23 protein-coding genes are annotated in these 24,720 nt (G+C 43.0%); 19 read left to right on the top strand and 4 right to left on the bottom strand.

The genetic code is table 11. The features are described 5' to 3' along the window. The first annotated feature begins 43 nt into the window (after window positions 1-43). The 11 genes from LG369_RS00110 (at window position 44) to purB (ending at window position 13,590) form a co-directional block, all read left to right on the top strand. Window positions 44-3,769, top strand: a complete 3,726-nt coding sequence (locus tag LG369_RS00110; protein ID WP_225749911.1) for a phosphoribosylformylglycinamidine synthase — start codon at window positions 44-46, stop codon at window positions 3,767-3,769. Between the two features lie 168 nt (window positions 3,770-3,937). Continuing rightward, the gene (gene purF, locus LG369_RS00115) at window positions 3,938-5,380 is read left to right on the top strand and encodes an amidophosphoribosyltransferase (RefSeq protein WP_074324917.1); all 1,443 of its coding nucleotides are present in this window, start codon (window positions 3,938-3,940) and stop codon (window positions 5,378-5,380) included. A 220-nt stretch (window positions 5,381-5,600) separates the two neighbouring features. Next, complete coding sequence (gene purM / locus LG369_RS00120) at window positions 5,601-6,623, top strand: phosphoribosylformylglycinamidine cyclo-ligase (protein ID WP_074324918.1); 1,023 nt, start codon at window positions 5,601-5,603, stop codon at window positions 6,621-6,623. Further along, entirely contained in the window at window positions 6,623-7,177 is a 555-nt protein-coding gene (gene purN / locus LG369_RS00125) for a phosphoribosylglycinamide formyltransferase (protein ID WP_074324919.1), read from the top strand. The genes purM and purN overlap by 1 nt, the downstream gene beginning before the upstream one ends. Before the next feature lie 82 nt (window positions 7,178-7,259). Continuing rightward, on the top strand, window positions 7,260-8,807 hold the full coding sequence (purH, locus tag LG369_RS00130) for a bifunctional phosphoribosylaminoimidazolecarboxamide formyltransferase/IMP cyclohydrolase (RefSeq protein ID WP_225749912.1): 1,548 nt from the start codon (window positions 7,260-7,262) through the stop codon (window positions 8,805-8,807). 122 nt (window positions 8,808-8,929) lie between these two features. Next, window positions 8,930-10,192: a phosphoribosylamine--glycine ligase gene (gene purD / locus LG369_RS00135; RefSeq protein WP_070676970.1), complete on the top strand. Its 1,263-nt coding sequence runs from the start codon at window positions 8,930-8,932 to the stop codon at window positions 10,190-10,192. A 93-nt stretch (window positions 10,193-10,285) separates the two neighbouring features. Continuing rightward, window positions 10,286-10,402, top strand: a complete 117-nt coding sequence (locus LG369_RS00140) for a phosphoribosylaminoimidazole carboxylase (RefSeq protein ID WP_080980075.1) — start codon at window positions 10,286-10,288, stop codon at window positions 10,400-10,402. Between the two features lie 30 nt (window positions 10,403-10,432). Further along, window positions 10,433-10,921, top strand: coding sequence for a 5-(carboxyamino)imidazole ribonucleotide mutase (gene purE / locus LG369_RS00145; RefSeq protein WP_000805610.1), 489 nt, complete (start codon window positions 10,433-10,435; stop codon window positions 10,919-10,921). Further along, a complete protein-coding gene (gene purK, locus LG369_RS00150; protein ID WP_070676971.1) occupies window positions 10,908-11,999 on the top strand; it encodes a 5-(carboxyamino)imidazole ribonucleotide synthase in 1,092 nt (363 codons plus the stop codon). Before purE ends, purK begins: the two co-directional genes overlap by 14 nt. A gap of 9 nt (window positions 12,000-12,008) precedes the next feature. Next, on the top strand, window positions 12,009-12,236 hold the full coding sequence (locus LG369_RS00155) for a hypothetical protein (RefSeq protein WP_004250386.1): 228 nt from the start codon (window positions 12,009-12,011) through the stop codon (window positions 12,234-12,236). 55 nt (window positions 12,237-12,291) lie between these two features. Further along, the gene (purB, locus tag LG369_RS00160; protein WP_225749914.1) at window positions 12,292-13,590 is read left to right on the top strand and encodes an adenylosuccinate lyase; all 1,299 of its coding nucleotides are present in this window, start codon (window positions 12,292-12,294) and stop codon (window positions 13,588-13,590) included. A gap of 44 nt (window positions 13,591-13,634) precedes the next feature. Here the strand turns inward: purB and LG369_RS00165 are convergent, their stop codons facing one another. Together LG369_RS00165 and LG369_RS00170 are read right to left on the bottom strand one after the other, a co-directional pair. After that, window positions 13,635-14,093 (bottom strand): YSIRK-type signal peptide-containing protein, encoded by a 459-nt coding sequence (locus LG369_RS00165; RefSeq protein ID WP_225749915.1) that lies wholly within the window; start codon window positions 14,091-14,093, stop codon window positions 13,635-13,637. 269 nt (window positions 14,094-14,362) lie between these two features. Continuing rightward, on the bottom strand, window positions 14,363-15,079 hold the full coding sequence (locus LG369_RS00170; RefSeq protein WP_004250391.1) for a GntR family transcriptional regulator: 717 nt from the start codon (window positions 15,077-15,079) through the stop codon (window positions 14,363-14,365). A 321-nt stretch (window positions 15,080-15,400) separates the two neighbouring features. On the opposite strand from LG369_RS00170, the gene LG369_RS00175 reads away from it, so the two are divergent. The 7 genes from LG369_RS00175 (at window position 15,401) to LG369_RS00205 (ending at window position 22,243) form a co-directional block, all read left to right on the top strand. Next, entirely contained in the window at window positions 15,401-17,188 is a 1,788-nt protein-coding gene (locus LG369_RS00175; protein WP_004250393.1) for a glycoside hydrolase family 35 protein, read from the top strand. Continuing rightward, window positions 17,185-17,661 (top strand): PTS sugar transporter subunit IIB, encoded by a 477-nt coding sequence (locus LG369_RS00180; protein ID WP_004250394.1) that lies wholly within the window; start codon window positions 17,185-17,187, stop codon window positions 17,659-17,661. Before LG369_RS00175 ends, LG369_RS00180 begins: the two co-directional genes overlap by 4 nt. Window positions 17,662-17,687: 26 nt before the next feature. Next, window positions 17,688-18,593 carry a PTS mannose/fructose/sorbose/N-acetylgalactosamine transporter subunit IIC gene (locus LG369_RS00185; protein WP_006149155.1) on the top strand — a complete coding sequence of 302 codons (906 nt, stop codon included), beginning with the start codon at window positions 17,688-17,690 and terminating at the stop codon, window positions 18,591-18,593. Then, on the top strand, window positions 18,580-19,401 hold the full coding sequence (locus tag LG369_RS00190) for a PTS system mannose/fructose/sorbose family transporter subunit IID (RefSeq protein ID WP_074324929.1): 822 nt from the start codon (window positions 18,580-18,582) through the stop codon (window positions 19,399-19,401). Before LG369_RS00185 ends, LG369_RS00190 begins: the two co-directional genes overlap by 14 nt. A 3-nt stretch (window positions 19,402-19,404) precedes the next feature. Further along, window positions 19,405-19,809, top strand: a complete 405-nt coding sequence (locus LG369_RS00195; RefSeq protein WP_000167445.1) for a PTS sugar transporter subunit IIA — start codon at window positions 19,405-19,407, stop codon at window positions 19,807-19,809. A gap of 219 nt (window positions 19,810-20,028) precedes the next feature. Beyond that, on the top strand, window positions 20,029-21,192 hold the full coding sequence (locus tag LG369_RS00200) for an SIS domain-containing protein (RefSeq protein ID WP_070676974.1): 1,164 nt from the start codon (window positions 20,029-20,031) through the stop codon (window positions 21,190-21,192). Between the two features lie 13 nt (window positions 21,193-21,205). Then, a complete protein-coding gene (locus tag LG369_RS00205; RefSeq protein ID WP_225749916.1) occupies window positions 21,206-22,243 on the top strand; it encodes an aldose epimerase family protein in 1,038 nt (345 codons plus the stop codon). 42 nt (window positions 22,244-22,285) lie between these two features. Here LG369_RS00205 and rnjA read toward each other — a convergent pair whose 3' ends face one another. Next, window positions 22,286-23,965 carry a ribonuclease J1 gene (gene rnjA, locus LG369_RS00210; protein WP_004250408.1) on the bottom strand — a complete coding sequence of 560 codons (1,680 nt, stop codon included), beginning with the start codon at window positions 23,963-23,965 and terminating at the stop codon, window positions 22,286-22,288. A 1-nt stretch (window position 23,966) separates the two neighbouring features. Next, complete coding sequence (locus tag LG369_RS00215) at window positions 23,967-24,200, bottom strand: DNA-dependent RNA polymerase subunit epsilon (protein WP_070676976.1); 234 nt, start codon at window positions 24,198-24,200, stop codon at window positions 23,967-23,969. Window positions 24,201-24,470: 270 nt separating this feature from the next. Between LG369_RS00215 and LG369_RS00220 the strand changes: the two genes are divergently transcribed. Next, the gene (locus LG369_RS00220) at window positions 24,471-24,686 is read left to right on the top strand and encodes a hypothetical protein (RefSeq protein ID WP_070676977.1); all 216 of its coding nucleotides are present in this window, start codon (window positions 24,471-24,473) and stop codon (window positions 24,684-24,686) included. Window positions 24,687-24,720: the final 34 nt, after the last annotated feature.

Below are 24,720 nucleotides of genomic sequence, written 5' to 3' on the forward strand. Positions count from 1 at the left end.
TCGTCACTACAATCTTTAAGTAGAAATAGATAAAGGAACTAAAATGGATAAACGTATTTTCGTTGAGAAAAAAGCTGATTTTCGTGTCAAATCTGACTCTTTAGTAAAAGAATTACAGCATAATCTTCAGTTGAAAACCTTGAAGGATCTTCGGATTGTTCAGGTTTACGATGTCTTTAATTTGGCAGAGGACTTGTTTGCGCGTGCGGAAAAACATATTTTTTCTGAGCAGGTGACCGATACTGTTTTGGATGAAGCTGAGGTTAAGGCTGATCTTGAGAAGTATGCTTTCTTTGCTATCGAAAGTTTGCCTGGTCAATTTGATCAACGTGCGGCGTCTTCACAAGAAGCTTTGCTTTTGTTGGGTAGTTCAAATGATGTAACAGTGAACACAGCACAACTTTACTTGGTCAATAAGGATATTGATGCGAATGAATTGGAAGCTGTTAAAAACTATCTCTTGAACCCAGTGGATTCTCGTTTCAAAGACATCACTCTTGGTATTGCGAAACAGGATTTCTCTGAGTCTGACAAGACCATTCCAAATTTGGATTTCTTTGAAACATATACAGCAGAAGATTTTGCACAGTATAAGGCTGAGCAAGGATTGGCCATGGAAGTGGATGACCTTCTCTTCATTCAAGATTACTTCAAGTCTATTGGTCGTGTACCAACTGAGACTGAGTTGAAGGTGTTGGATACTTACTGGTCTGACCACTGTCGTCACACAACTTTCGAGACTGAGTTGAAAAACATCGACTTCTCAGCTTCTAAATTCCAAAAACAATTGCAAGCGACTTATGACAAGTATATTGCCATGCGTGATGAGTTGGGACGTACAGAAAAACCTCAAACCTTGATGGATATGGCGACTATTTTTGGTCGTTATGAGCGTGCCAATGGTCGTTTGGACGACATGGAAGTGTCTGATGAAATCAATGCCTGCTCCGTTGAAATTGAAGTGGATGTCAATGGTGTGAAAGAACCATGGCTTCTCATGTTCAAAAACGAAACTCACAACCACCCAACGGAGATCGAACCATTTGGTGGAGCGGCAACTTGTATCGGTGGTGCCATTCGTGACCCATTGTCAGGTCGCTCCTACGTTTACCAAGCCATGCGTATTTCAGGTGCTGGCGATATTACAGCTCCAATTTCAGAAACTCGCGCTGGGAAATTACCACAACAAGTGATTTCTAAAACAGCGGCTCACGGTTATTCTTCATATGGGAACCAAATTGGTCTGGCGACGACCTATGTTCGTGAATACTTCCACCCAGGTTTCGTTGCTAAACGTATGGAGCTAGGTGCAGTTGTCGGTGCAGCTCCTAAGGAAAATGTTGTCCGTGAAAAACCTGAAGCAGGTGATGTGATTATCTTGCTCGGTGGTAAGACTGGACGTGACGGTGTCGGTGGTGCGACAGGTTCTTCTAAAGTTCAAACAGTTGAATCTGTTGAAACAGCTGGTGCTGAGGTTCAAAAAGGGAATGCCATCGAAGAACGTAAGATCCAACGTCTTTTCCGTAATGGGGAAGTGACACGTCTGATCAAGAAATCAAATGACTTTGGTGCTGGTGGTGTCTGTGTGGCTATCGGTGAATTGGCAGATGGTCTTGAAATTGATCTAGACAAAGTGCCATTAAAATATCAAGGCTTGAACGGTACAGAAATTGCCATCTCTGAATCTCAAGAACGGATGGCTGTAGTGGTTCGTCCAGAAGATGTAGATGCCTTCATTGCAGCATGTAACAAAGAAAATATTGACGCGGTTGTCGTTGCGACAGTGACCGAAAAACCAAATCTTGTCATGCACTGGAATGGTGAAACCATCGTTGATTTGGAACGTCGTTTCCTTGATACAAACGGTGTACGTGTAGTTGTGGATGCTAAGGTGGTTGACAAGGATGTCAAGCTTCCAGAAGAACGCCAAACATCTGCCGAAACCCTTGAAGCTGATACTCTTGAAGTCTTGTCTGACCTCAACCATGCTAGTCAAAAAGGGCTACAAACCATCTTTGATAGTTCAGTTGGACGTTCAACAGTCAATCACCCACTAGGAGGTCGCTACCAAATCACACCAACGGAGGCTTCAGTACAGAAATTGCCAGTCCAACATGGTGTGACTCATACGGCATCAGTCATGGCACAAGGCTTTAACCCATACATCGCAGAATGGTCTCCGTACCACGGTGCTGCTTATGCGGTTATCGAAGCAACTGCTCGTTTGGTTGCTGCTGGTGCAAACTGGTCTAAGGCTCGCTTCTCTTATCAAGAATACTTCGAGCGTATGGATAAACAAGCAGAGCGTTTTGGTCAGCCAGTAGCAGCTCTTCTTGGATCCATTGAAGCTCAGATTCAACTTGGGTTGCCATCTATCGGTGGGAAGGACTCTATGTCTGGTACCTTTGAAGAATTGACAGTACCACCAACCTTAGTTGCTTTTGGTGTCACAACTGCAGATAGCCGTAAGGTTCTTTCTCCAGAATTTAAAGCTGCTGGTGAAAATATCTATTACATCCCAGGTCAAGCTTTGGCACAAGAAATTGACTTTGATCTGATCAAGTCTAACTTTGCTCAATTTGAAGCCATCCAAGCTGATCACAAAGTAACAGCAGCATCAGCTGTCAAATATGGTGGTGTCCTTGAAGCCCTTGCCCTTGCAACATTTGGTAACCATATTGGTGCCACTGTAACCCTTGAAAATCTTGAGACTGCCTTGACAGCTCAATTGGGTGGATTCGTCTTCACATCTCCGGAAGAGATTTCAGGTGTTGCCAAGATTGGACAAACAGCAGCTGACTTTACACTTACTGTCAACGATGTAACGCTTGATGGACACAAACTTGACAGTGCCTTCCAAGGTAAATTGGAAGAAGTCTACCCAACGGAATTTGCACAAGCAACTGAGTTGGAAGAAGTACCTGCGGTGGCGTCAGATGCTGTTATCAAAGCTAAAGAAACTATTGAAAAACCAGTGGTTTACATCCCAGTGTTCCCAGGTACCAACTCCGAATATGACTCCGCTAAGGCATTTGAAAAAGAAGGCGCAAAAGTCAACTTGGTACCATTTGTAACACTGAATGAAGAAGCAATTGTCAAATCTGTTGACACTATGGTTGAAAATATCGAAAAAGCTAACATTATCTTCTTTGCCGGTGGCTTCTCAGCAGCGGATGAACCAGATGGATCAGCTAAATTCATCGTTAATATCTTGCTTAACGAAAAAGTACGTGCAGCCATCGATAGCTTCATCGAAGGTGGTGGTTTGATTATCGGTATCTGTAACGGGTTCCAAGCTCTTGTCAAATCAGGTCTTCTTCCATACGGTAACTTTGAAGATGCAAGCAGTACGAGTCCAACTCTCTTTTACAATGATGCCAACCAACACGTGGCTAAGATGGTTGAAACACGTATTGCCAATACGAACTCACCATGGCTTGCTGGCGTGAAAGTTGGTGACATCCATGCCATCCCAGTATCACACGGTGAAGGTAAATTTGTCGTGACAGCTGAGGAATTTGCAGAGCTCCGTGATAATGGTCAAATCTTTAGCCAATATGTTGACTTCGAAGGCAAACCAAGCATGGATTCTAAATACAATCCTAACGGTTCTGTGAATGCTATTGAAGGTATCACAAGCAAGAACGGTCAAATCATTGGTAAGATGGGACACTCAGAACGTTTCGAAGACGGTCTTTTCCAAAATATTCCAGGAAATAAAGACCAACACCTCTTTGCGTCAGCGGTTAAATACTTTACTGAAAAATAGGCTTTGCAGATTTTCTAATAGATAACCATCCGTGAATGTAAAATCAAGTAGATCTAACTTACGACAATTGCAAATGATTTATTGTTGTGAGTGAAACGAGCTTCTGCCGTATCATTCCGCTCTAGTATCGTTAAGGAATGATACACAAATAAAAATTAGGTATATAAAATGACATACGAAGTAAAATCTCTTAATGAAGAATGTGGTGTTTTTGGTATCTGGGGCCACCCAGACGCTGCCAAATTAACCTATTTTGGACTCCATAGTCTTCAGCACCGTGGTCAGGAGGGGGCAGGAATCCTCTCCAATGACCAAGGGAAATTGAAGCGTCATCGTGATATGGGGCTTTTATCAGAAGTCTTCAAAAATCCTGCGAATTTGGATAAATTGACAGGAACTGGAGCGATTGGGCACGTGCGTTATGCGACTGCGGGAGAAGCTTCTGTAGACAATATCCAACCTTTCCTCTTCCGCTTTCACGACATGCAGTTTGGTTTGGCTCATAATGGGAATCTGACCAATGCAGAATCGCTCAAGCAAGAATTGGAACAAAGAGGAGCGATTTTCAGCTCAACTTCTGACTCTGAAATCTTGGCTCACCTTATTCGCCGTAGCCACAATCCAAACCTGATGGGTAAAATCAAGGAAGCACTCAGTCTTGTTAAAGGTGGTTTTGCTTATCTCTTGATGTTTGAAGATAAGTTAATTGCAGCGCTTGATCCAAATGGCTTCCGTCCTCTGTCAATCGGGAAAATGGCTAATGGAGCAGTAGTGGTTTCATCTGAAACCTGTGCCTTTGAAGTAATCGGTGCTGAGTGGATTCGCGACGTAAAACCAGGCGAGATTGTCATTATTGATGACAATGGCATCCAGTATGACAGCTATACAAACGATACTCAGTTGGCTATCTGTTCCATGGAGTATATCTACTTCGCACGTCCTGACTCCAATATCCACGGAGTCAATGTCCATACAGCTCGTAAGAGAATGGGAGCTCAACTGGCACGTGAGTTCAAGCATGAAGCCGATATCGTAGTCGGGGTGCCAAACTCCTCTCTTAGCGCAGCTATGGGATTTGCGGAAGAATCAGGTCTGCCAAATGAAATGGGGCTCATCAAAAACCAATATACGCAACGAACCTTTATCCAGCCGACTCAAGAATTGCGTGAGCAAGGGGTTCGAATGAAATTGTCTGCCGTTTCTGGTGTCGTGAGAGGCAAACGCGTTGTCATGATTGATGACTCGATTGTACGAGGCACGACATCTCGTCGCATTGTCCAACTTTTGAAAGAAGCGGGGGCATCAGAAGTACACGTTGCCATCGGGAGTCCTGCTCTTGCCTATCCATGTTTTTACGGGATTGATATCCAGACACGTCAGGAGCTGATTGCGGCCAATCATACGGTCGAAGAGACTTGCCAAATCATTGGTGCGGATAGCCTGACCTATCTTTCGATTGATGGCTTGATTGATTCTATCGGCATCGAAACAGATGCGCCGAATGGTGGTCTCTGTGTCGCTTACTTTGACGGTGACTACCCAACTCCTCTCTATGACTATGAAGAAGAATATCGTAGAAGTTTGGATGACAAGATCAGTTTTTACAAATAGACGGCTAAAGACTCTCGATTAAAGAAAAGGAATGAATAAAATGACGAATAAAAATGCTTATGCGCCACGTCTCACTACTGACTAAAAGCTAAAGCATTTGTCAGTAGACGCTTTCTCCTATGGGACCAAAGCTAGAGACCTGACTAGTATTTTTAGATAAAATAATTGTTTACCTAAAAATACGTCGCAGTCTTTCTCAAAAAAAGAAAAGGATTAAAAAATGACAAATAAAAATGCATACGCTCAATCAGGTGTGGACGTTGAAGCGGGTTATGAGGTTGTAGAACGGATTAAAAAACATGTGGCACGTACAGAGCGTGCTGGTGTTATGGGCGCTCTTGGCGGTTTTGGTGGCATGTTCGACCTTTCAAAAACAGGTGTTAAAGAGCCAGTTTTGATCTCAGGAACTGACGGTGTTGGAACCAAGCTCATGTTAGCTATCAAGTACGACAAACACGATACTATCGGACAAGACTGTGTGGCTATGTGTGTCAACGATATCATCGCTGCAGGTGCTGAGCCCCTTTACTTCCTTGACTACGTAGCAACTGGTAAAAATGAACCAGCTAAGCTAGAACAAGTGGTCGCTGGTGTGGCTGAAGGTTGTGTACAAGCAGGTGCAGCCCTCATCGGTGGTGAAACGGCTGAAATGCCTGGTATGTATGGAGAAGACGACTATGATTTGGCAGGTTTCGCGGTAGGTATCGCAGAAAAATCTCAAATCATTGACGGTTCAAAAGTAGCAGAGGGAGATGTCCTGCTAGGACTTGCTTCAAGCGGTATCCACTCAAATGGTTATTCACTCGTGCGTCGTGTCTTTGCTGATTACACAGGGGAAGAAGTCTTGCCAGAATTGGAAGGCAAGAAACTCAAGGACGTTCTTTTGGAACCTACTCGCATCTATGTCAAGGCTGCCTTGCCACTCATTAAAGAGGAATTGGTGAATGGGATTGCCCACATCACAGGTGGTGGTTTCATCGAAAATGTCCCACGTATGTTCTCAGATGATTTGGCGGCTGAAATTGATGAAAGCAAAGTTCCAGTTCTTCCAATTTTCCAAGCCCTTGAAAAATATGGCCAAATCAAACACGAAGAAATGTTTGAAATCTTCAACATGGGTATTGGTCTCATGCTTGCGGTTAAACCAGAACATGTGGAACGTGTCAAAGAACTTCTTGACGAACCTGTTTATGAAATCGGTCGGATTGTGAAGAAGACAGATGCAAGTGTGGTGATAAAATAATGGCTAAAAAAATTGCTGTTTTTGCTTCTGGAAATGGTTCAAACTTTCAGGTCATTGCAGAGCAATTTCCAGTTGAATTTGTCTTTTCAGATCACCGGGAAGCCTATGTACTTGAGCGTGCCGAAAAGCTAGGGGTTTTATCTTATGCCTTTGAACTTAAAGAGTTTGAGAATAAGGCAGACTATGAAGGAGCCATTGTCGAGCTCTTGGATGAGCACGAGATTGACCTAGTCTGTTTGGCGGGTTATATGAAAATCGTTGGTCCAACCTTGCTAGCGGCTTATGAAGGTCGCATCATCAATATTCACCCAGCTTATCTCCCTGAATTTCCAGGCGCTCATGGTATTGAGGATGCCTGGAATGCAGGTGTGGACCAGTCTGGCGTGACTATTCACTGGGTGGACTCTGGTGTTGATACCGGTAAGGTCATCAAGCAAGTCCGTGTGCCACGCCTTGAAGGGGATACCCTTGATACTTTCGAGACTCGCATCCACGAAACAGAGTACAAACTATATCCAGAAGTCTTGGATAGTTTGGGGGCTGCACGAAAATAAGGAAGCCCTCGAGCTGAAAGAAAATTTTCGACTGTAGCACTGTAGCAAAGAAAGAACTTTTTTAAAAAGGAAAAGAAAGAACATGACTAAACGAGCGCTTATTTCAGTCTCAGACAAAGCGGGCATTGTTGAATTTGCCCAAGAACTTAAAAAACTTGGTTGGGATATCATCTCAACAGGTGGTACCAAAGTTGCCCTTGATAATGCCGGTGTTGATACCATTGCCATTGACGATGTGACTGGTTTCCCAGAAATGATGGACGGCCGTGTCAAGACTCTCCATCCAAATATTCACGGTGGTCTCCTCGCTCGTCGTGACCTCGATAGTCACTTGGAAGCGGCTAAAGACAACAAGATTGAGCTCATTGACCTTGTGGTGGTCAACCTTTACCCATTCAAGGAAACCATTCTTAAACCAGACGTGACTTACGCTGACGCGGTTGAAAACATCGATATCGGTGGTCCATCAATGCTTCGTTCAGCAGCGAAGAACCACGCTAGCGTAACAGTTGTTGTAGACCCTGCTGACTATGCTGTTGTGCTTGATGAATTGGCAGCGAAAGGCGAAACCACTTACGAAACTCGTCAACGTTTGGCAGCTAAGGTTTTCCGTCACACAGCAGCTTACGATGCTTTGATTGCAGAATACTTCACAGCTCAAGTGGGTGAAGCAAAACCTGAAAAACTCACTTTGACCTATGACCTCAAGCAACCAATGCGTTACGGTGAAAACCCTCAACAAGACGCAGACTTCTACCAAAAAGCCTTGCCAACGGATTACTCCATTGCATCAGCGAAACAGCTCAATGGTAAGGAATTGTCCTTTAACAATATCCGTGACGCTGATGCTGCTATCCGTATTATCCGCGATTTCAAAGAACGTCCAACGGTTGTAGCTCTCAAACACATGAACCCATGTGGAATCGGTCAAGCTGATGACATCGAGACTGCTTGGGACTACGCTTATGAGTCTGACCCAGTGTCTATCTTTGGTGGAATCGTCGTTCTCAACCGTGAGGTAGATGCTGCGACAGCTGAGAAGATGCACGGCGTTTTCCTCGAAATCATCATTGCACCAAGCTATACGGATGAAGCGCTAGCTATTTTGACTAACAAAAAGAAAAACTTGCGCATTCTTGCCTTGCCATTTGATGCCCAAGATGCTAGTGAAGTGGAAGCAGAATACACAGGTGTTGTCGGTGGACTCCTCGTTCAAAACCAAGACGTGATCAAAGAAAGCCCAGCTGACTGGCAAGTTGTAACCAAACGCCAACCAACTGAGACAGAAGCAACAGCCCTTGAGTTTGCTTGGAAAGCTATCAAGTATGTCAAATCAAATGGAATCATCGTGACTAATGATCACATGACACTTGGTGTTGGCCCAGGTCAAACTAATCGTGTGGCCTCTGTTCGTATCGCCATTGACCAAGCTAAAGACCGCCTTGATGGTGCTGTTCTTGCTTCAGATGCCTTCTTCCCATTTGCGGATAACGTGGAAGAAATCGCTAAAGCAGGTATCAAGGCCATCATCCAGCCAGGGGGCTCTGTCCGTGACCAAGAGTCTATCGAAGCTGCTGATAAATACGGCTTGACTATGGTCTTCACAGGCGTGAGACATTTTAGACATTAAGAAAATAAAAGGGAAGAAAACAGTTTCTTTCCTTTTTTTTGCTTTAAAAGCGAAACGAAACAAGATTAAAACGAACGTTTATGGTATAATATTAGTAAATAATTCGCAAAAGAGGTTGAAAGATGAAGCTGTTAGTTGTCGGCTCGGGTGGTCGTGAACATGCCATTGCTAAGAAGTTGCTTGAGTCAAAAGATGTTGAAAAAGTCTTTGTAGCTCCTGGGAACGACGGGATGACTCTGGATGATCTGGAATTGGTAAATATCTCTATTTCCGAACATTCTAAATTGATTGAGTTTGCAAAAGCCAACGATATTGCTTGGTCCTTCATTGGTCCAGATGACGCCCTTGCGGCTGGGATTGTGGATGAGTTCAATGCAGCTGGCCTCAAAGCCTTTGGTCCGACAAGATTGGCAGCGGAGTTGGAGTGGTCCAAGGATTTTGCTAAGGAAATCATGGTCAAATACGATGTTCCGACAGCAGCCTATGGGACCTTCTCAGATTTCGAGGAAGCCAAGGCCTATATCGAAGAAAAAGGCGCTCCAATCGTAGTCAAGGCAGACGGTTTGGCCCTTGGGAAAGGTGTCGTCGTTGCTGAGACAGTCGAGCAAGCAGTAGAAGCCGCTCACGAGATGCTTTTGGACAATAAATTCGGGGACTCAGGTGCGCGTGTGGTTATCGAGGAGTTTCTTGCAGGAGAGGAATTTTCACTTTTTGCCTTTGTAAATGGTGACAAGTTCTACATCATGCCAACAGCTCAGGACCACAAACGTGCCTATGATGGCGACAAGGGGCCTAACACGGGTGGTATGGGTGCCTATGCGCCAGTTCCACACTTGCCAGAGAGCGTGGTTGCTACAGCGGTTGACACCATTGTCAAGCCAGTCCTCGAAGGGATGATTAAAGAAGGGCGCCCCTATCTTGGTGTCCTTTACGCAGGTCTTATCTTGACAGCTGATGGGCCCAAAGTCATCGAGTTTAACGCTCGTTTCGGAGATCCAGAAACGCAAATTATCTTACCTCGTTTGACATCTGACTTCGCGAATAACATTACTGACATTTTGGAAGGCAAAGAGCCAGCCATCACTTGGATGGACAAGGGTGTGACACTAGGCGTTGTTGTAGCCTCAAACGGATACCCACTCGCTTATGAGAAAGGTGTCAAGCTTCCTACCAAGACAGAAGGCGACATCATCACTTACTATGCCGGAGCTAAATTTGCTGAAAATGGGGAAGACCTCCTCTCAAACGGTGGACGTGTCTATATGTTAGTCACCACAGCAGATACTGTCAAAGACGGCCAAAACATTATCTACAACCAACTCAACAAACAAAATACAGAAGGCCTCTTTTACCGAACAGATATCGGAAGCAAGGCAATTAGATAAAGATATAAGAAAAAGCGACGCAGTCGCCAAACCCGATAATGGTCGTTTAATTTGCGAGCATTAGCGAGCTGATATAGAGCAATCACCGCCGTTGTGAAAGAACGATTGGATTATAAGCCAATCGTTCAGGGAAATCGGAAGACCTTGGGCTTCCGATTTAGGCATGAGACACCTTTGGTGGCTGCTGCCGTCCCTCACAACCTAAGGTGATTGTCAAAAAAGGAAGAAAAAGGATTAAAAATGAAACCAGTAATTTCCATCATCATGGGCTCAAAATCCGACTGGGCAACCATGCAAAAAACCGCTGAAGTCCTAGACCGCTTCGGTGTAGTCTACGAAAAGAAAGTTGTTTCCGCTCACCGTACACCAGACCTCATGTTTAGACATGCGGAGGAAGCCCGTAGCCGTGGCATCAAGGTTATCATCGCAGGTGCGGGTGGCGCAGCCCATTTGCCAGGTATGGTAGCTGCCAAAACAACCCTCCCTGTCATCGGTGTACCAGTCAAATCACGAGCGCTTAGTGGCGTGGATTCTCTTTACTCGATTGTTCAGATGCCGGGTGGTGTGCCTGTTGCGACAATGGCTATTGGTGAAGCAGGTGCGACCAATGCGGCCCTCTTTGCCCTCCGTCTCCTTTCAGTAGAGGATCAGGCTATTGCAACAGCATTGGCAGATTTCGCAGAAGAACAAGGAAAAATCGCAGAGGAGTCGACGAATGAGCTCATCTAAAACAATCGGAATTATCGGTGGTGGTCAGCTGGGTCAGATGATGGCCATTTCTGCTATCTACATGGGACACAAGGTTATCGCGCTGGATCCTGCGGCGGATTGCCCAGCCTCTCGTGTGGCGGAAATCATCGTGGCGCCTTATAATGATGTGGACGCCCTCCGTCAGTTGGCGGAGCGTTGCGATGTCCTGACCTATGAGTTTGAGAATGTCGATGCCGATGGTTTGGATGCTGTCATCAAGGATGGTCAACTCCCTCAAGGGACAGATTTGCTCCGCATTTCCCAAAATCGCATCTTTGAAAAGGACTTTCTCTTAAATAAGGCTCAAGTCACCGTGGCACCCTACAAGGTTGTGACTTCAAACCAGGATTTGGCAGATATCGACCTTTCTAAAAACTATGTCCTCAAGACTGCGACTGGTGGCTACGATGGCCATGGACAAAAGGTCATTCGTTCAGCGGAAGATTTAGAAGAAGCTTATGCGCTAGCAGATTCAGCAGATTGCGTTTTAGAAGAATTCGTCAATTTCGACCTTGAAATTTCTGTCATTGTGTCAGGAAATGGCAAGGACGTGACAGTTTTCCCGGTTCAGGAAAATATCCACCGTAACAATATCCTGTCTAAGACCATCGTGCCAGCTCGCATTTCAGAAAGTCTGGCTGAAAAAGCCAAAGCCATGGCAGTGCGAATCGCTGAACAGCTGAACTTGTCTGGAACTCTTTGTGTGGAAATGTTTGCGACAGCTGATGACATTATTGTCAACGAAATCGCGCCACGCCCACATAACTCTGGACACTACTCAATCGAAGCCTGTGATTTTTCACAATTTGACACACATATCTTGGGCGTTCTCGGAGCGCCACTTCCAACAATCCACCTCCATGCTCCAGCAGTCATGCTCAACGTCCTCGGCCAACACGTCGAAGCAGCTGAAACATATGTGACAGAAAATCCAAGCGCCCACCTCCACCTATATGGTAAAATAGAAGCGAAGCACAACCGCAAAATGGGACATGTGACTTTGTTTAGTGATGTGCCAGATGAGGTTGAAGAATTTGGGAAAGGGATTGATTTTTAGGACATGCCTATGATTCAACTCATTGTCAACGCATTTGTTGAAAAAGAAAAGACGGGAGCAGTCGTCGAAGTCTTGTATGCTAGTAGCAATCACGAAAAAGTGAAAGCTAAGTATGAAGAGCTGACTGCTCAATATCCTGAAAACTATTTAGCCATCTATGATCTACCGTTAGATACGGATTTGAATACACTGGATCATTATCCATCGGTGTGGATTGGGAAAGAGGAATTTGAATAAAGCGACAGTCGATTGCTAACTGATGTAAAACATCAAAAGAAAGGAAAATAAAAACATGATCGAACGTTACTCTCGCCCCGAAATGGCGAACATTTGGACTGAAGAAAATAAATACCGTGCTTGGCTTGAGGTAGAAATCTTGGCTGACGAGGCATGGGCTGAGTTGGGGGAAATCCCTAAGGAAGATGTGGCTTTGATTCGCGAGAAGGCGGACTTTGACATCGACCGTATTTTGGAGATTGAGCAGGAGACTCGCCACGATGTGGTGGCTTTCACACGTGCGGTTTCTGAGACTCTTGGTGAAGAGCGCAAGTGGGTTCACTACGGTTTGACATCTACTGACGTGGTAGATACGGCCTATGGTTACCTCTACAAACAAGCCAATGACATCATCCGCAAGGACCTTGAAAACTTCACCAACATCATCGCTGATAAGGCTAAGGAGCACAAGTTCACCATTATGATGGGTCGTACCCACGGTGTGCACGCTGAGCCGACAACTTTTGGTCTGAAATTGGCTACTTGGTACAGCGAAATGAAGCGGAACATTGAGCGTTTCGAGCATGCGGCTGCTGGTGTAGAGGCAGGTAAGATCTCTGGTGCGGTTGGTAACTTTGCCAATATCTCACCATTCGTTGAAAAATACGTCTGCGACAAGCTTGGTATCCGTGCTCAAGAAATCTCAACACAGGTGCTTCCTCGTGACCTTCATGCTGAGTACTTTGCAGTTCTTGCTAGCATCGCAACTTCTATCGAGCGTATGGCGACTGAAATTCGTGGTTTGCAAAAATCAGAACAACGCGAAGTAGAAGAGTTCTTTGCTAAAGGGCAAAAAGGGTCTTCAGCAATGCCTCACAAACGCAACCCTATCGGTTCTGAAAACATGACAGGTCTTGCGCGTGTTATCCGCGGTCACATGGTGACAGCTTATGAGAATGTTGCTCTCTGGCACGAACGTGACATCTCTCACTCATCAGCTGAGCGTATCATCACACCAGATACGACCATCTTGATTGACTACATGCTCAACCGTTTTGGAAATATCGTCAAAAACTTGACGGTCTTCCCAGAAAACATGATCCGCAACATGAACTCAACTTTTGGTCTTATCTTTAGCCAACGTGCCATGTTGACCTTGATTGAGAAAGGTATGACCCGTGAGCAAGCCTATGACTTGGTACAACCAAAAACAGCCTACTCTTGGGACAACCAAGTAGACTTCAAACCACTTCTTGAAGCAGATCCAGAAGTAACATCACGTTTGACTCAAGAAGAAATCGACGAAATCTTCAACCCAACTTACTACACCAAACGAGTGGATGAGATCTTCGAACGCATCGGTTTGGGTGACTAATCATAAAATAAAAAGCGAGATTCAATCTCGCTTTTTATTTGTGCTTAATCTTTTTTCTTGCTAAGTCCATAAGCTGTAAGTGCAGCCATCAAACCTGTAGCCATCAACCATTCTGAACCTTGGCTTCCTGTTTCAGGAAGTTTATATTCTTTGGCTGAAGGAGCCTCAACTGTAGCAACTTTTTTATTTTCTACCTCTTCTGGTTCTGACTTCTTAGCTTCTCCAGTTACTTCTGATTTTGTTGGAGCTTCAGTATTTGTTACTGGAGCGACTGGAGACGCTTGAGCTACATTTTCTGTTGAAGGAGTAGTCTCGAGTTTTTCTTCACTCGTTGGTGGAGTGACTTCTCCAGTGGTTTGGACAGCAGGTTGATTCTCTGTTGTAGCAGGCACAACTCCGTCAGCAGCAATAGCTTGAGCCTGAAAGGCAAAGCCAATCAATACAGAAGCGGCCCAAATTGCATATTTACGAATAGAGAAGCGCTGTTTATTTTCTGGTTTCATTAAAAACCTCCCTTTTGAATTCTTTGATAACGTTTTCATACATTGATCCTATTGTATGTTCTTACTAAAATAAAGTCAAGTTTTTGAGGGAATTACTATAAAAAATAGAATAATTTATAAATTAAGATATATTTTTCTAATTTTGACTATTTTTTAGTAAAAAGGTTACTAATTATAGAATTGCTTGAAATGCTATTCTCAGGAAAGTGAGCTGATGCTATAATGGGTATATAAAAAACCTGAGACAGTCGCCTCAGGATTTTTAAAGATTAGTGGTCACGATCACAAGAAATGAATTTGATTTTGTAGAAATCAGATCGTTTATATGTCTCGATATATTCCAAAACTTGACCAGTTGCTTCAAGCTTAGTTGTCTTAGTTTGGAAAACAGTTGGGAAATGAGTGTCGATTCCTAATACAGAAGCGGCATGTTCTGGAGTTGGAAATACAATTTCATTAATTTCTTCAAAATGCTCATCATTCATGTGAATGTGGTAGTCCAATTTGAAACGAGTATAGATAGAACTATAGTATTCAAGATTTGGATAGTTGGCATTGATGTACTGTTCAGGAATGTATGAACTGTGATAGATATAGGTGATGCCATTTGTTTCACGAACACGTTCAATCTTGTAGTAGAATTGATCGCCACGTAGGCCGAGCTTTTCTAGATATTTAAGATCGTTCCCGCGTTCGATAGAAAGAACAGTTACCTTATCGTCTTTGGTCTCGAAGATTTCTACATCAGAAAATTCAACGAGTTTATGCTTGCGGGCACGAGCTACGAAAGTTCCTTTACCTTGTTGACGAACAATGTATCCGTCTTTAGCAAGATCATTCAAGGCACGAACCACTGTGATTGAGCTAACATCATACATGGAAATCAATTCTGCTTCAGTGTAGAATTTATCTCCACTAGCAAATTGACCAGAAATAATCTTGTTTTTCAATTCATCTTTAATATATTGATACTTTGGAATTGCCATAATTTCACCTCATTTTTTCCTTCTCCACCTATGATTTTAACATAAAATCGAAAAAAAGAGTAGAAAAGCGATGAAAAAATTTAAAATATCGGAATAAGAAATTAGGATACATATAAATAATTTGAGTTTTAATTCCTATTTTTGCTTTCTATTTAGAACGTTGATTTTATGGCATTTTGATATTTTTTAGAAAAAATTTAGTAAAAGACAGAAAATTTTTAAAGAAAATTTCAAAAAGTATTGACATTAATCCCCGATTAGTTTATAGTTGATATAACAACAAATGAAAGCGCAATCTTTTTCGTTTTCAGAGGAGGAAGAATGGCAAGATTTGAAATTAAAGATGATTTCTATCTGAATGGAAAACCATTCAAGGTTTTGTCTGGTGCCATTCACTATTTTAGAATTCCTGTGGAAGATTGGCATCATTCATTGTATAACCTCAAGGCTTTAGGTTTCAATACAGTTGAGACTTATGTCGCCTGGAACATGCATGAACCTGCTGAAGGAAAATTTAACTTTGAAGGTAATCTTGATTTAGAGAGATTTCTTCAAACTGCACAAGATTTGGGCTTATATGCAATTGTACGTCCTTCTCCATTTATCTGTGCAGAATGGGAATTCGGTGGTTTACCAGCATGGCTCTTGACCAAGGATATGAGAATTCGGTCATCTGACCCAGCTTTCATTGATATGGTTGGTCGCTACTATGATCAGTTGCTTCCACGTCTAGTTCCGAGATTATTGGAAAACGGTGGGAACATTCTCATGATGCAAGTCGAAAATGAGTACGGATCCTATGGCGAGGACAAGACCTACTTGAGGGAAATTCGACGTTTGATGGAAGGACGAGCAGTTACTTGTCCGCTTTTCACATCAGATGGACCATGGCGAGCAACTCTTAAGGCTGGAACCTTAATTGAGGATGATCTCTTTGTGACAGGGAACTTTGGTTCCAAGGCTACTTATAATTTCTCACAGATGCAAGAATTCTTTGATGAGCACGGCAAGAAATGGCCACTCATGTGTATGGAATTCTGGGATGGCTGGTTCAATCGATGGAAAGAACCAATCATCAAGCGTGAACCTGAGGAATTAGCAGAAGCTGTCCACGAGGTTTTAGAGCAAGGTTCTATTAATCTTTACATGTTCCACGGTGGGACCAACTTTGGTTTTATGAATGGTTGTTCAGCTCGAGGAACCATTGATTTACCACAAGTAACATCTTATGATTATGACGCTCTTCTTGATGAAGCTGGAAACCCAACTGCTAAATATTTTGCAGTCAAAGACATGATGGCGACTTACTATCCTGAGTATCCGCAATCTGAGCCACTTCACAAGGCAAGTATGGAAGTTGACGCGATTCCGCTAGTTGAAAAAGTTTCCTTGTTTGAAACCTTGGATAGCCTATCCAGTCCGATTGAAAGTCTCTACCCTAAGAAAATGGAAGAGTTAGGACAAGGTTACGGCTACCTACTCTATCGTACGGAAGCAAGTTGGGATGCGGATGAAGAACGCATTCGAATTATTGACGGACGAGATAGAGCTCAGCTCTTTATCGATGGTAAATGGGTGGCGACACAGTACCAAACAGAAATCGGTGAAGATATCTTTTATCAAGGTAAAAAGAAAACGCTATCCAATATTGATATACTTATTGAAAATATGGGGCGTGTCAACTATGGACACAAATTCTTAGCAGATACACAGCGAAAAGGAATTCGCACAGGTATTTGTAAAGATTTGCATTTCTTGCTCAACTGGAAGCAATATCCACTTCCTCTTGATAACCCAGAGAATATTGATTTCTCTAAGGGATGGACAGAAGGACAACCTGCCTTTTACGCTTATGACTTTGAAGTTGAGGCGCCAAAGGATACCTACTTAGACTTATCTGAGTTTGGTAAAGGGATTGCTTATATCAATGGACATCATCTAGGTCGCTTCTGGAATGTCGGTCCAACCTTATCTCTTTATATTCCACATAGCTATCTCAAAGAAGGTGCCAACCGCATCATTATCTTTGAAACAGAAGGGGAGTATAAGGAACACATACATTTAACTTGTAAACCTACACTAAAACTTATAAAGGGGGAAAACTTATGACAATTGTAGGATGCCGTATCGATGGGCGCTTAATTCACGGACAAGTCGCAAACCTTTGGTCTGCTAAACTTAATGTTTCACGTATCATGGTCGTTGACAATGATGTTGTGAACAATGACGTTGAAAAAAGCGGCTTGAAACTTGCAACACCACCAGGTGTAAAACTTAGTATTTTGCCAGTTGATAAAGCAGCAGCGAATATCCTTGCTGGTAAATACGATAGCCAACGTCTTTTGATTGTAGCACGCAAACCTGACCGTTTCCTCGGTTTGGTAGAAGCAGGTGTGCCACTTGAAACTGTCAATGTCGGCAACATGTCTCAAACACCAGAAACACGTGCAATCACACGTTCTATTAACGTTGTTGATAAAGACGTAGAAGATTTCCACAAATTGGCGGAAAAAGGTGTTAAACTTACTGCTCAAATGGTTCCAAATGATCCAGTTTCAGACTTTTTGAGCTTATTAAAATAGGAAAAAATTTTTAGGAGGTCATTGTTATGATACAATGGTGGCAAATTTTACTTCTCACTTTGTACTCAGCTTATCAAATCTGTGATGAGTTGACGATCGTTTCTTCTGCAGGTTCCCCTGTATTCGCTGGTTTCATTACTGGTTTAGTCATGGGAGATTTGACAACTGGTTTGTTTATCGGTGGTAGCTTGCAGTTATTCGTACTTGGGGTAGGTACCTTTGGTGGTGCTTCTCGTATCGACGCAACTTCTGGTGCGGTTCTTGCGACAGCTTTCTCAGTTTCACAAGGAATCGAAACAGATCTTGCGATCACTACAATCGCTGTACCAGTAGCGGCACTTTTGACTTACTTCGACGTACTTGGTCGTATGACTACAACATTCTTCGCTCACCGTATTGATGCTGCGATCGAACGCTTTGACTACAAAGGAATCGAACGTAACTATCTTCTTGGTGCAGTTCCTTGGGCTCTTTCTCGTGCCCTTCCAGTATTCTTCGCCCTAGCTTTCGGTGGAGAATTCGTACAAGGTGTTGTAAACCTTGTTAAAGAATACCAATGGGTTGCAGACGGTTTGACTCTTGCAGGTCGTATGCTTCCAGGTCTTGGATTCGCTATCTTGCTTCGTTACCTTCCAGTTAAACGTAACCTTCACTACCTTGCTATGGGATTCGGTTTGACAGCTATGTTGACTGTACTTTACTCATACGTAACAGGTCTTGGTGGAGCAGTTGCTGGTCTCATTGGCACTCTTCCTGCTGACGTTGCTGAAAAAATTGGCTTTGCTAACAACTTCAAAGGATTGTCTATGATCGGTATCTCTATCGTGGGTATCTTCCTTGCAGTTGTTCACTTCAAGAACAGCCAAAAAGTTGCTGTAGCAGCACCTTCTACACCATCAGAAAGTGGGGAAATTGAAGATGACGAATTCTAATTACAAATTAACAAAAGAAGATTTTAATCAAATTAACAAACGTAGCTTGTTCACTTTCCAATTGGGATGGAACTACGAACGTATGCAAGCATCAGGTTACCTTTACATGATCTTGCCACAATTGCGTAAAATGTATGGAGATGGAACTCCTGAGTTGAAAGAAATGATGAAAGTTCATACTCAATTCTTCAACACTTCACCATTCTTCCACACAATTATCGCTGGTTTTGACCTTGCTATGGAAGAAAAAGATGGCGTTGGCTCAAAAGATGCGGTTAACGGTATCAAGACAGGTTTGATGGGACCATTCGCTCCTCTTGGAGATACTATCTTTGGTTCACTTGTTCCTGCTATCATGGGATCTATCGCTGCAACAATGGCTATCGCTGGTCAACCTTGGGGTATCTTCCTTTGGATCGCAGTTGCAGTAGCCTATGACATCTTCCGTTGGAAACAGTTGGAATTTGCATACAAAGAAGGAGTTAACCTTATCAACAACATGCAAAGTACTTTGACAGCTTTGATTGAAGCTGCATCTGTACTTGGTGTATTCATGATGGGTGCTCTTGTAGCAACAATGATCAACTTTGATATTTCATACAAATTGCCAATCGGTGAAAAGATGATTGACTTCCAAGATATCTTGAACTCAATCTTCCCACGTTTGCTTCCAGCAATCTTCACTGCCTTCATCTTCTGGTTGCTTGGTAAGAAAGGTATGAACTCTACAAAAGCTATCGGTATCATTATCGTGCTTGCCTTGGCTCTTTCTGCTCTTGGTAAATTTGCACTTGGAATGGGCGCATAATTTATGACTAAATCATTAATTCTAGTGAGCCACGGTCGTTTCTGTGAAGAACTTAAAGGTAGCACAGAGATGATTATGGGACCACAAGACAACATTCATGCGGTTGCTCTTCTTCCAGAAGATGGACCAGAAGAATTTACTGCTAAATTTGAAGCTGCTGTTGAAGGATTGGATGATTTCCTAGTCTTTGCGGATCTTCTTGGCGGAACTCCATGTAACGTGGTGAGCCGTTTGATTATGGAAGGTCGTGACATTGAACTTTATGCAGGAATGAACCTTCCAATGGTCATTGAGTTTATCAATGCAAGCCTAACTGGAATGGATGCGGACTATAAGAGTCGTGCTTCAGAAAGCATTGTGAAAGTTAATGATTTATTGGCGAGCTTCGACGACGATGAAGATGAATAATACTCTTCAAAAATCAAATTCAAACCACGTCAGCTTCGCCTTGCCGTACTTGAGTACAGCCTTCGGCTAGCTTCCTAGTTTGCTCTTTGATTTTCATTGAGTATAAGATGTGATTGCGTTAAAACGTTAAATCATCTTATAGAAAATATACATGGGAATGGGAGCGACTCCCATTCCCATGTTTTCAATCATGAAACAATATTAGATTAGAGGTTTTCAATGCTAGATTATACAAAAGAAGATTTGCTTGAGTTGGGAGCAGAGATCACCACACGCGAAATTTACCAACAACCAGATGTTTGGAAGGAAGCTTTTGAATCATACCAAGCACGCCGTGATGAAATTGCAGCCTTTTTGCAAGGAATTGCAGATAAACATGACTATATCAAGGTTATCCTGACTGGTGCTGGAACTTCAGCTTATGTAGGTGATACCTTGGTTCCATACTTCAAGGAAGTCTATGACGAACGTAAATGGAATTTCAATGCTATTGCGACAACAGATATCGTTGCCACCCCACAAACCTATTTGAAAAAAGATGTGGCAACTGTTTTGGTATCATTTGCACGTAGCGGGAACTCACCTGAGAGTGTGGCAACAGTTGACTTGGCTAAGGCTTTAGTTGACGATCTTTATCAAGTAACGATCACTTGTGCGGCTGAAGGGAAATTAGCACTTCAAGCTCACGGTGATGATCGCAACCTCTTGCTCTTGCAACCGGCAGCTTCTAACGATGCTGGATTTGCTATGACATCAAGCTTTACTTCAATGATGTTGACAGCACTTTTGGTCTTCGATCCAACTGAATTTGCTGTTAAAGCTGAACGTTTTGAAGTGCTTTCTAGTCTTGCTCGTAAAGTTCTTGACAATGTGGCAGATGTGAAAGAGTTGGTTGACCTAGACTTTAACCGAGTGATTTACTTAGGTGCAGGTCCATTCTTCGGACTTGCTCATGAGGCACAACTGAAAATTTTGGAATTGACTGCTGGTCGGGTTGCGACAATGTATGAAAGTCCAGTCGGCTTCCGTCACGGTCCAAAATCTCTTATCAATGAAGATACTGTAGTTTTAGTTTTTGGTACTACAACGAACTATACTCGTAAGTATGACTTAGACTTGGTTCGTGAAGTTGCAGGGGACCAAATCGCTCGTCGCGTTGTTCTCTTGAGTGATCAAGCTTTTGGTCTTGAAAACGTTAAGGAAGTAGCACTTGGCTGTGGCAGTGTCTTGAATGACGTTTACCGTGTATTCCCTTATATTGTTTATGGTCAACTATTTGCTCTCTTGACTTCGCTTAAGGTTGGCAACAGACCTGATACACCATCACCTACAGGTACAGTAAACCGCGTCGTTCAAGGTGTTATTATTCACGAATTCAAATAATAAGGAGAAAAGGATGAAAACATACACAGAACGTGTATTTGGGAAAGTTGATGACAAGGATGTTGTCGCTTATCGCTTTGAAACAGAAGCAGGCTACCAACTAGAAATCATGACCTATGGTGCAACGATTCTACGCTATGTAACTCCTGATAAGGCTGGTAATTTTGCCAATGTTATCCTAGGTTTTGATGATTTTGACAGCTATGTAGGTAACAGTCCTAAACATGGAGCGAGTGTAGGTCCAGTTGCAGGTCGTATCGCAGGTGCGACATTCGAATTGAATGGGGAAACCTATGAACTCGAAGTCAATAACGCAAGCAACTGTAACCACAGTGGCTCAACAGGTTGGGATTCTAGTTTGTTTGAGCTAGTCGAGGTGAGCGACCATGGTTTGACTCTTTACACAGAAAGAACAGACGGTACAGGAGGCTTCCCAGGTAATCTTAAGATTTGGATTAGCTACAAATTAGAAGAAAATGGGGCCTACGAAGTTAGCTACAAGGTGACGACGGACCAGGATACCTTGGTCAATCCGACCAACCATAGCTACTTTAACTTGTCTGGCGATTTCACTCAGACGGTTGACCGCCATGTTTTCCAACTGAATACAGAAGGTATTTATCCAATCGCTCCTGACGGTGTCCCAGCTAAAGCTCCAGATGCTAATCGTGATGTGGTCAAACATATCTACAATGGCGCCTTGTTGAAAGATATCTTTGCAGAAGAAGATGAGCAAATCCAACTCGTATCTGGTTTGGACCACCCATTTGCTCTGCCTGCAGGACATGACAATGCTGGTTTCCTCTATGACCAAAATTCAGGTCGCTTCCTTCTCTTCAAGACAGAAGCACCTTGCTTTGTAGTTTACACCGCAAACTTTGCCGATGATAGTGTCATTATTGCGGGTCAGCCAATGATGCAGCACAATGGAATTGCTCTTGAAGCACAGGCTTTACCAGATGCTATTCACAGTGACCTGAAAGATCAAGTCATTCTAAAAGCAGGTGAAACTTTCACTAGCAAAACTCGTTACGAAATTGTCGTTAAATAATAAAAAATTCTCTGAAGTCATAGGATTTCAGAGAATTTTTTATTATTCTTCATCTGGTGTGAGAATCATCGGAATGATGATTGGTTCACGTTCAGTGTTTTCGTAAAGGAATGGTCGAATGGCGTTTACGATAGCACCATTGACAGATTGGACGCTGGCATCCTTGTTTTTCAAAGCGATACGAATAGCATTGAAAAGGATGCGTTGACTTTGACGGATCAAGTCGCCAGATTCGCGCATGTAGACGAAACCACGACTAAGGATATCTGGTCCAGAAATAATCATCTGAGACTCAAAGTCTACCGTTGCGACGGCAAGTACGACACCATCTTCGGATAGGTCTCGACGGTCTTTTAGGACTGCTGCTCCGATTTCACCGATTCGATTTCCATCGACGTAGATATCTTGAGCATTGAAATGACCAGCGATACGAGCAGAGTTTGCAGTAAGGGCAAGGACATCACCATTGCTCATGATAAAGATATTGTCTTTTTCAACTCCAGTATCTACGGCAAGTCCAGCATGGACTTTTTGCATGCGATATTCACCGTGAACAGGCATGAAGTATTTTGGTTTGATGAGGCGGAGCATGAGTTTTTGCTCTTGCTGACCACCGTGTCCAGATGTATGGATGTTGTTAATCTTACCATGGATAACTTCAACACCAGCTTCAGAAATGATGTTAATCAGCTTGTTAACGCTAGTGGTGTTTCCTGGGATTGGACTAGATGAGAAGATAACCGTATCGCCAGGTTGGAGTTGCACTTGACGATGGGTTCCGTTAGCGATACGAGAGAGAGCCGCCATAGGTTCACCCTGGCTACCCGTACAGAGGATAAGAATCTCACCCGCAGGGTAATCTTTGATTTCATTTGGTTCGATGAAGGTTCCCTTTGGCGCCTTGATGTAGCCAAGCTCGATTCCGTTAACAATAGCCTTTTCCATAGAACGTCCAAAGACAGCAATCTTACGCCCTGTTTTGACTGCGGCATCAGTCGCTTGTTGGAGACGGAAGATATTTGAGGCAAAGGATGCAAAGATGATACGTCCCTCTATACCTTGAATAATCTTCATAATAGACTGACCAACGACCTTTTCAGAGTTTGTAAAGGTTGGCACTTCAGCATTTGTCGAGTCAGAGAGTAAGCAAAGCACTCCGTCTTCACCTAGGGCTGCCATACGGTGCAAGTCTGCAGGTTCACCAACTGGTGTAAAGTCAAACTTAAAGTCACCGGTACAGACGATTTTTCCTTGAGGTGTATGGATAACAATTCCCAAAGGCTCTGGGATAGAGTGAGTAGTTCTAAAGAAAGTTGCTTTAAGATTTTTAAAGGTCAACTCAGTGTTGTGGTTGATTTCGTGAAGTGTAGCATTGCGCAAAAGGCCATGTTCTTCGAGTTTTCCACGGATTAAAGCGAGAGCTAGTGGACCTGCATAGATAGGTATATTTGCTTGCTTGAGCAAGAAAGGAATCCCACCAATATGGTCCTCGTGTCCGTGTGTAATCAAGAGAGCCTTGACGCGGTCGATGTTTTCGACAATATAAGAGTAATCAGGGATAACGTAGTCGATACCAAGCAAGTCATCCTCGGGGAATTTAATCCCTGCATCAACAATGATGATTTCGTCTTGGTATTCGATTCCGTATGTATTTTTACCGATTTCTCCTAGACCACCAATGGCAAAAACGCCCACTTCTTCTGGTTTAAGAGTATAGGCCATATTAGAACTCCGTAATTTCGAATGCGCCAGTTTCTTTTTCGTAGTCTAGCAATTTGTCAGACAAGAGCTCGATATATTCAACGTTGAATTCTGGACGATTTTCTTCCACAAGTTGGCGAGCAATGATGCGTCCCTCAAGTTCTGAGCTAGCATCGATATCTAAGTAGAGTGAGCGTGTTGTTTCACGACGTGGGCTACGGTCTTTTGTTTCTTGATAAAAAACTTTGTAAATCATTTGTTTCCTTTCTGTTTTCAGGTCAGCTGTATTCAAAAAATTACCAGCTTGAAGCTGTTTATTTCTATTTCAGTTTCTGTCTGGATTGACCTTGATTCGTTACAATTATCTCAATTATAACATAAAAAGGGGAATTAGTAAAAGCAGGAAACATGAAAGTAAGGAGCTTGGAATACGTTTCATTTTGCCATGTATAAGCATTTGAAACTTTAAGATGCAAGTGCTATAATAAAGTTATAAGAGACGTTTCCATATCAAGGAGGTTGCCCTATGTATAACTTATTTTCTTTTGCTATCGGAGTTCGTTTGGTAGCTTTTATGATTTTTGTTGCTTGTGTATACGGTGGCAATGTTTTGTATACTCTCCTAGAGAATCGAAATGCCAAACTCCTGTGGAAGATTGGCTTCGTGACTCTGTATTCGTTTTTCCTACTTCTCGTAACCTACGTGGTCTGGTTTGTATTTTACTTTGGCTTGAATACTTAAGTGCTTGTCTTGTCTATTTGGCAGGACATTTTTG

The sequence above is a fragment of the Streptococcus sp. Marseille-Q4154 genome, from assembly GCF_916700545.1.
Taxonomy (GTDB): domain Bacteria; phylum Bacillota; class Bacilli; order Lactobacillales; family Streptococcaceae; genus Streptococcus; species Streptococcus infantis_I.

What these genes read in the sequence shown, in the direction of transcription:
- purK (WP_070676971.1), top strand. Translation starts at nt 10,908, where the DNA reads ATGAGCTCATCTAAAACAATCGGAATTATCGGTGGTGGTCAGCTGGGT.
- LG369_RS00190 (WP_074324929.1), top strand. Translation starts at nt 18,580, where the DNA reads ATGACGAATTCTAATTACAAATTAACAAAAGAAGATTTTAATCAAATT.
- purF (WP_074324917.1), top strand. Translation starts at nt 3,938, where the DNA reads ATGACATACGAAGTAAAATCTCTTAATGAAGAATGTGGTGTTTTTGGT.
- LG369_RS00220 (WP_070676977.1), top strand. Translation starts at nt 24,471, where the DNA reads ATGTATAACTTATTTTCTTTTGCTATCGGAGTTCGTTTGGTAGCTTTT.
- LG369_RS00215 (WP_070676976.1), bottom strand. Translation starts at nt 24,200, where the DNA reads ATGATTTACAAAGTTTTTTATCAAGAAACAAAAGACCGTAGCCCACGT.
- LG369_RS00110 (WP_225749911.1), top strand. Translation starts at nt 44, where the DNA reads ATGGATAAACGTATTTTCGTTGAGAAAAAAGCTGATTTTCGTGTCAAA.
- LG369_RS00195 (WP_000167445.1), top strand. Translation starts at nt 19,405, where the DNA reads ATGACTAAATCATTAATTCTAGTGAGCCACGGTCGTTTCTGTGAAGAA.
- purB (WP_225749914.1), top strand. Translation starts at nt 12,292, where the DNA reads ATGATCGAACGTTACTCTCGCCCCGAAATGGCGAACATTTGGACTGAA.
- LG369_RS00170 (WP_004250391.1), bottom strand. Translation starts at nt 15,079, where the DNA reads ATGGCAATTCCAAAGTATCAATATATTAAAGATGAATTGAAAAACAAG.
- purD (WP_070676970.1), top strand. Translation starts at nt 8,930, where the DNA reads ATGAAGCTGTTAGTTGTCGGCTCGGGTGGTCGTGAACATGCCATTGCT.
- purN (WP_074324919.1), top strand. Translation starts at nt 6,623, where the DNA reads ATGGCTAAAAAAATTGCTGTTTTTGCTTCTGGAAATGGTTCAAACTTT.
- purM (WP_074324918.1), top strand. Translation starts at nt 5,601, where the DNA reads ATGACAAATAAAAATGCATACGCTCAATCAGGTGTGGACGTTGAAGCG.
- LG369_RS00180 (WP_004250394.1), top strand. Translation starts at nt 17,185, where the DNA reads ATGACAATTGTAGGATGCCGTATCGATGGGCGCTTAATTCACGGACAA.
- LG369_RS00200 (WP_070676974.1), top strand. Translation starts at nt 20,029, where the DNA reads ATGCTAGATTATACAAAAGAAGATTTGCTTGAGTTGGGAGCAGAGATC.
- LG369_RS00175 (WP_004250393.1), top strand. Translation starts at nt 15,401, where the DNA reads ATGGCAAGATTTGAAATTAAAGATGATTTCTATCTGAATGGAAAACCA.
- rnjA (WP_004250408.1), bottom strand. Translation starts at nt 23,965, where the DNA reads ATGGCCTATACTCTTAAACCAGAAGAAGTGGGCGTTTTTGCCATTGGT.
- LG369_RS00205 (WP_225749916.1), top strand. Translation starts at nt 21,206, where the DNA reads ATGAAAACATACACAGAACGTGTATTTGGGAAAGTTGATGACAAGGAT.
- purH (WP_225749912.1), top strand. Translation starts at nt 7,260, where the DNA reads ATGACTAAACGAGCGCTTATTTCAGTCTCAGACAAAGCGGGCATTGTT.
- LG369_RS00165 (WP_225749915.1), bottom strand. Translation starts at nt 14,093, where the DNA reads ATGAAACCAGAAAATAAACAGCGCTTCTCTATTCGTAAATATGCAATT.
- purE (WP_000805610.1), top strand. Translation starts at nt 10,433, where the DNA reads ATGAAACCAGTAATTTCCATCATCATGGGCTCAAAATCCGACTGGGCA.
- LG369_RS00185 (WP_006149155.1), top strand. Translation starts at nt 17,688, where the DNA reads ATGATACAATGGTGGCAAATTTTACTTCTCACTTTGTACTCAGCTTAT.
- LG369_RS00155 (WP_004250386.1), top strand. Translation starts at nt 12,009, where the DNA reads ATGATTCAACTCATTGTCAACGCATTTGTTGAAAAAGAAAAGACGGGA.